The following is a 3,710-nucleotide window of genomic DNA, read 5'->3' on the forward strand; positions in this document are numbered from 1 at the left end:
GCCGACGCGCACCTGTCGAGCGGCGCGGGCCCGGGGCCGTGCACCGCGGCCCGGGCGACACCATCATCCGCAAGGGCGTCACCGCCGGCGGCAACGGTTCGCAGTACATCAGCTACAGCCGCACCTACAAGGGCCTGCCCGTCATCGGCGGCGACGCGGTCGTCGTCACCGACGCCAACGGCGTGGTGACCTCCACCGCCGCCGCGCAGACCGCCACCATCGCCGTGGGCACGACCGCGAAGGTGTCCCCGGCCGCCGCGGCGGCGACGGCGCGCGGGCGCCTCGCGACGGTCGCCGGCGCCAGCACGCCGACCCTGTCCGTCCTCGCCTGGGGCACCCCCGCCCTGGTCTGGGAAACGGTGGTCGAGGGCGCGTACGCGGACGGCAGGCCGAGCAAGCTGCACGTGTACGTCGACGCGACCACGGGCGCGGTCCTCGACGTCCTCGACGAGGTCCGCGAAGGCAGCGGCACGGGCTACTACTACGGCTCGGTGAGCATCACCACCTCGGGTTCGGGCTCCTCGTACTCGATGACCGACACGACCCGCCCGGGCCTGCGCTGCGGCGGGCAGAACGGCTCGGCGTACACCGGCACCGACGACGTGTGGGGCAACGGCAGCGGCACGAACCTGGAGACCGCCTGCGTCGACGCCCTGTACGGCGCGCAGAAGGAGTGGGACATGCTGTCGGCCTGGCTGGGCCGCAACGGCGTGACCGGCTCCGGCGGCGCGGTCCCGATCCGGGTGGGCCTCAACGACGTCAACGCGTACTGGAACGGCAGCTACGTCAACTTCGGCCACAACCAGGCCAACAACCGGCAGGCGACCCCGATCGACGTCGTGGGTCACGAGATCGGCCACGCGATCTTCCAGTACACGCCGGGCGGCGCGGGCAGCAGCAGAGAGAACGGCGGCATCAACGAGGCCACCGGTGACATCTTCGGCGCGTTGACCGAGGCGTACGCGAACAACCCGAACGACCCGCCGGACTACCAGGTGGGCGAGGAGGTCGACCTCGTCGGCGACGGTCCGATCCGCTACATGTACCAGCCGTCGCTGGCCGGCGACCCGAACTGCTACTCCTCCGCCATCCCGAACACCGAGGTGCACGCCGCCGCCGGCCCGCTCAACCACTGGTTCTACCTGCTCGCCGAGGGCTCCGCGCCCGGCGGCGGCAAGCCGAACAGCCCCACCTGCAACAGCTCCTCGGTGACCGGCATCGGCATCCAGAAGGCCGGCAAGATCTACTACAACGCGATGCTCGCGAAGACGTCGACCTGGCGCTACATCAACGTCCGGGTGGCCACCCTGAACGCGGCCAAGACGCTCTACCCGGGCAGCTGCACCGAGTTCAACACGGTGCTCGCGGCGTGGAACGCGGTCAGCGTGCCGGCCCAGTCCGGTGAGCCGACCTGCAGCACCTCCACGAACGACTTCTCGATCGCGACGTCGCCGACGTCGGGCAGCGTCGCGGCCGGCTCGTCGGTCACCGCGACGGTGTCCACGGCCACCACCGCCGGCTCGGCGCAGACCGTGGCGCTGACCGCGTCCGGCCTGCCGAGCGGCGCGACCGCGTCGTTCAGCCCGTCGTCGGTCACCTCCGGCGGCTCCAGCACCCTGACGATCGCGACCTCGACGAGTACGCCCAACGGCACCTACCCGATCACCGTGACCGGCACGGGCGCGGTGGTCCGCACGGCGACCTACACCCTCACGGTCACCGGCGGCACGTCCGGCAGCTGCAGCGGCACCAACGGCACGGACATCTCCATCCCGGACGCCGGGTCGGCCGTGACCAGCTCCATCGTGATCAGCGGCTGCGGCCGGGCCCCGTCCACCAGTTCCACGGTGGCGGTCAACATCGTCCACACCTACCGCGGTGACCTGGTCATCGACCTTGTCGCGCCGGACGGCTCGACGTACCGGCTGAAGAGCAACTCCAGCTCGGACAGCACCGACAACGTCAACACCACGTACACGGTGAACGTGTCGGGCGAGACGGCGAACGGCACCTGGGGCCTGCGGGTCCAGGACGTGTACTCGGTCGACACCGGCTACATCAACACCTGGACGCTCACGCTCTAGTCTCTCCCCCGGAGGTGAGGGGCCGGCCCGTCGGGCCGGTCCCTCACGCGTGCCCGGCCGTCGTCATCGCGACAGCATGGTCGCGCCCACATGATCAAGGCGTACGCTCTCGAACCGGCCCATCCACGGGGCCGCTCTCGCCACTCCACACCGGAGGCTCCGCATGGCCCTCGTCCGGCGACCCGTCAGCGTCGGCCGCGCGCACGTCCCGGCCCACGCCCCCTATCCCGCCTACGCGGCCCCGGCGCCCCCCGGGCCCGCCCCGGCCGCACCCGCCGGTGGTAACGGCGGGCTCTACGGCGCGCCGGCCGGTTGGGACAGCGAGAACACCAACAGCATGCCGGTGACCGGCGCCCCCGCGTCGCCCGGAATGCCGCCCCTGGCCGCGTCGCCCGGGTTCGGCCCGGCGCCCGCCTACGACCCGAACACCGCGACCGCGCCGACCCTGCCGGCGCACCCGCTGGCCGTGCTCGGCGGGTTCGGCATCGCGGCGATCGGCGGGCTCACCGCGATGGGCATCGGCGACGCCGTCACGATCCCCCCGTTCCGGGTCGAGGACCAGGTCTCCGCGTTCGGCGCGCTGCTCGTCTTCGCCGGCGCCGTCGAGCGGGTCCTGGAGCCGATCACCCGGTGGATGCCGGGCCGCAAGCCGCAGGAGCGCTACGAGCGGGCGCTCGCCGACATGGACAACGGCGTGCCCGGCGCCACCCAGATCGCGGCCGTCGCGAAGGCGGCCTGCGAGCGGGCGCGCGCGTCGCGCGGCGTCCTCATGTGGGGCATCGCCACCGCGCTGGCCACGGTCCTGTCGTCGTCGGCCGGCTTCTACCTGCTGCGCGCGCTCAACGCCGACACCGGCTGGAACGCCGTGCCCACCTGGGTCGACGCCATGGTGACCGGCCTCATCGTGGGCAGCGGGACCAAGCCGCTGCACGACCTCATCACCAAGGTCCAGAAACCCAAAGAGGGTACGGCCGCCTGACGGGGGTGGCACGTCGGGCCGCGATCAGTAGACTCGCTACGTGTGAAGCCCGACGCGCTCCGCGGACACCTCGACGCGCTGCTGCTCGCCGTGCTCGAGGCCGGCCCGCTGCACGGCTACGCCATCATCGAGGCGTTGCAGGAGCGCTCCGGCGGGGCGTTGGCCCTGCCGACGGGCACCGTCTACCCCGCGCTGCGCCGCCTCGAGCGCGCCGGGCACGTCGCCGGCACGTGGAGCACGGTCGGCGGCCGGGAACGACGCACGTACGAGCTGACGGACGCGGGCCGGCGGGTGCTGGCCGACGAGCGTTCCGCGTGGCGCGACTTCACCGCCACGATCGGCGCGGTGCTGGGTCCGCCCCCGCGCCGCGGCGTCACCCCCGCGTAGTCAGGCGACCAGCGCGGCCCGGGTGGCGCGCAGGCAGCGCCACGCGCAGCGGGCGGCGAAGCCGTAGCCGAGCCACATCGCCACGGCCACGCCGAGCGCCGGGGGCCAGGCGAACGCCGCGGGCGACCGTGCCGCCGCGTACGCCATGACGAGCACGCCCGCGAGCCCGTGCACCGCGAGGAAGACCAGCGTGACCCGCCCGACGAACCGGGTCAGCCGGGCCGGGTCGCGCAGCCGCCGCTCGGCCGGCCCGAAGGCCG

Annotated in this window: 4 protein-coding genes; 3 read left to right on the forward strand and 1 reads right to left on the reverse strand. The window is 73.3% G+C overall.

Annotated features, from left to right (window positions below; genetic code table 11):
• The 3 genes from ABD211_RS21350 to ABD211_RS21360 all read left to right on the forward strand — a co-directional run.
• A partial coding sequence (locus ABD211_RS21350) for a M4 family metallopeptidase (RefSeq protein ID WP_344134708.1) occupies positions 1 to 2,084 on the forward strand: 2,084 nt, incomplete at its 5' end.
• Positions 2,085 to 2,247: 163 nt separating this feature from the next.
• The gene (locus tag ABD211_RS21355; RefSeq protein ID WP_344134711.1) at positions 2,248 to 3,063 is read left to right on the forward strand and encodes a hypothetical protein; all 816 of its coding nucleotides are present in this window, start codon (positions 2,248 to 2,250) and stop codon (positions 3,061 to 3,063) included.
• A 42-nt stretch (positions 3,064 to 3,105) separates the two neighbouring features.
• Entirely contained in the window at positions 3,106 to 3,450 is a 345-nt protein-coding gene (locus ABD211_RS21360; RefSeq protein ID WP_344134713.1) for a PadR family transcriptional regulator, read from the forward strand.
• Here the strand turns inward: ABD211_RS21360 and ABD211_RS21365 are convergent.
• Positions 3,451 to 3,710: hypothetical protein (locus tag ABD211_RS21365; RefSeq protein ID WP_344134716.1), on the reverse strand; the 260-nt coding region annotated here is incomplete at its 5' end. It lies immediately after the preceding gene.

The organism is Luedemannella flava (assembly GCF_039528515.1).
In the GTDB taxonomy this organism is placed as follows: domain Bacteria; phylum Actinomycetota; class Actinomycetes; order Mycobacteriales; family Micromonosporaceae; genus Luedemannella; species Luedemannella flava.

Excerpts from the sequence above, each read along its gene's own strand:
- ABD211_RS21355 (WP_344134711.1), top strand. The coding sequence starts at position 2,248 with ATGGCCCTCGTCCGGCGACCCGTCAGCGTCGGCCGCGCGCACGTCCCG.